Origin of the sequence: Vreelandella populi, assembly GCF_003989825.1 — a bacterium.
Classification (GTDB): Bacteria; Pseudomonadota; Gammaproteobacteria; order Pseudomonadales; family Halomonadaceae; genus Vreelandella; species Vreelandella populi.
This window is the reverse complement of the sequence record NZ_RZHE01000010.1, coordinates 1-2,332: the sequence shown is the minus strand read 5'-3', so window position 1 is coordinate 2,332 and position 2,332 is coordinate 1. Positions and strand designations below refer to the sequence as shown.

Genomic DNA, 2,332 nt, shown 5'->3' with positions numbered 1-2,332 from the left:
GCCACGCGCTGGCGAAGCTGCGTGCTCAGCTGTGCCAGCGATTGTGTTGCGTGATTACTTTCCTGTACCAGGCTCGCATTTTGCTGGGTCATCTGATCCATCTGCGTGACCGCCAAGTTAACCTGTTCGATACCGCTACTCTGCTCACTAGTGGCTGCAGAGATTTCCTGTACCAGTGTGCTGAGTTGCTGTATATCGGTCACGACGCTATTGATTATCTCGCCGGTATTACGCACTTGCTGACTGCCATTGGCAACCTTGGCGCCTGAGTTCTCAATCAGCTTTTTGATTTCTTGGGCGGCAGCAGCAGAGCGGCTGGCAAGTTGGCGTACTTCGTTGGCCACGACAGCAAACCCCCGGCCCTGATCGCCTGCCCGCGCGGCTTCCACGGACGCATTGAGCGCCAGGATATTGGTCTGGAAGGCAATGGCATCAATGGTGTTAACGATACTGCTCATTTGCGCCGAACTTTCATTGATGTTCGCCATGGTATCCACCACGGCGGTCATGGCGTCGCTGCCACGCCGGGCATTATCGGCGGTGGTGGTAGCCAGCTTACGGGCATGATCGGCATGTTCGGCATTCTGTTTCACCGTGGCCGTAAGCTCCTCCATGCTGGAAGCGGTTTCAGCCAGAGATGCGGCTTGCTGCTCAGTGCGCGTTGAAAGTTCTTCATTAACGCCGATAATTTGCGTGACACCGCTATTGACCTGATCAGCGCCATGATGAATATCGCCAATCGTTTCGGCTAACGTTTCGCGCATGCGGTTAATATCAAACAGCAAACTATCTTGGTCTTTACGGGAAAGCTGAGTGCTGCGGGTTAAGTCGCCATCGGCAATATGGCGCACTACCATCGCAGCGTAACGGGGGTCCCCGCCTAAGCGGCGCGAAACATCACGAATAACCCAGCCCATTAGAATGGTAACCGGTAAGCCGATGATTAGCAGAGCCACTACTGAGCGAAGCAAGTTGGCAATAAACGCTTTATTAATATCGTCCACGTAAACGCCAGTAGCCAGTGACCACTGCCATTCAGGAAGGTAGGCCACATAACTGATTTTGGGTAGCTGTTCGTCACCGTTAGCACGGCGAGCGTAGTAGCCAACGTGGCCACCGCCATCTTGGGCCGTACGAAACAGTTCGGGATACAGCGGCATACCGCTGGCATCTTCATAGTGAGTCATATCATCGCCCGGCGTTCGGCTGGGGTGGGAAATGATATTCAAGCTATCGTTAAACGAGAAAATATACTCGCCCGCGCCGAAGCTAACGTCAGCCATATTGTCGATAGCGCGCTGTTGTGCTTCTTCAAGGCTAAGCTCGCCCGCGGCTACCCTTTCTTGTAGGGCTTCAATTTGGCTATGCACGCTTTCGACCACGTACTGAATGCTGTCGCGGCGTTCGCTCTCAATGGTTTGGCGATTCTCCCAAGCTAGCCAGCCCACTAACGACAGCATGGTGACCCAAATAATGCCCAGCGTGCCCCACAGTTTTTGTGTTGTTGTTATTCGCGTCATATCTTTCCTATAACAGCCAGGTTAACAGAGAGTGTTACTTATATATCGGCCTGATTAGCTAGGACGTTAATACGACCTACCTATACTTTCGTTAATATCTGCGCAAAAAAAAGCCGCCTAGAAATTGGGCGGCTTTAATCAATAGGTTATATAAATAAGCGAGGGTATTTTATTTTTACAAGCGTTGGGTCTCTTATAAATACCCATTAGATGGGCCCTCTAAACAACAGAGGGGCCTTATCAGTGGGTTAGAAACTGCTGCTTTCGTACAAATTGCGTGCCGGAGAGGATGAGGCTGAGGGTAAAGCCGCCGCTGGCGCTGCGCTTTGGTTAATACGGAAGTTGGCCACGCGCTGGCGAAGCTGCGTGCTCAGCTGTGCCAGCGATTGTGTTGCGTGATTACTTTCCTGTACCAGGCTCGCATTTTGCTGGGTCATCTGATCCATCTGCGTGACCGCCAAGTTAACCTGTTCGATACCGCTACTCTGCTCACTAGTGGCTGCAGAGATTTCCTGTACCAGTGTGCTGAGTTGCTGTATATCGGTCACGACGCTATTGATTATCTCGCCGGTATTACGCACTTGCTGACTGCCATTGGCAACCTTGGCGCCTGAGTTCTCAATCAGCTTTTTGATTTCTTGGGCGGCAGCAGCAGAGCGGCTGGCAAGTTGGCGTACTTCGTTGGCCACGACAGCAAACCCCCGGCCCTGATCGCCTGCCCGCGCGGCTTCCACGGACGCATTGAGCGCCAGGATATTGGTCTGGAAGGCAATGGCATCAATGGTGTTAACGATACTGCTCATTTGCGCCGA

At 52.6% G+C, this 2,332-nt stretch carries 2 protein-coding genes; both read right to left on the bottom strand.

Features of this window, described 5'->3' with window-relative positions:
- Positions 1-1,520, bottom strand: a 1,520-nt coding sequence (locus tag ELY25_RS11565; RefSeq protein ID WP_126951440.1) for a methyl-accepting chemotaxis protein, incomplete at its 3' end; no start/stop codon positions are given.
- A gap of 248 nt (positions 1,521-1,768) precedes the next feature.
- Positions 1,769-2,332, bottom strand: a 564-nt coding sequence (locus tag ELY25_RS11560; protein ID WP_236995718.1) for a methyl-accepting chemotaxis protein, incomplete at its 5' end; no start/stop codon positions are given.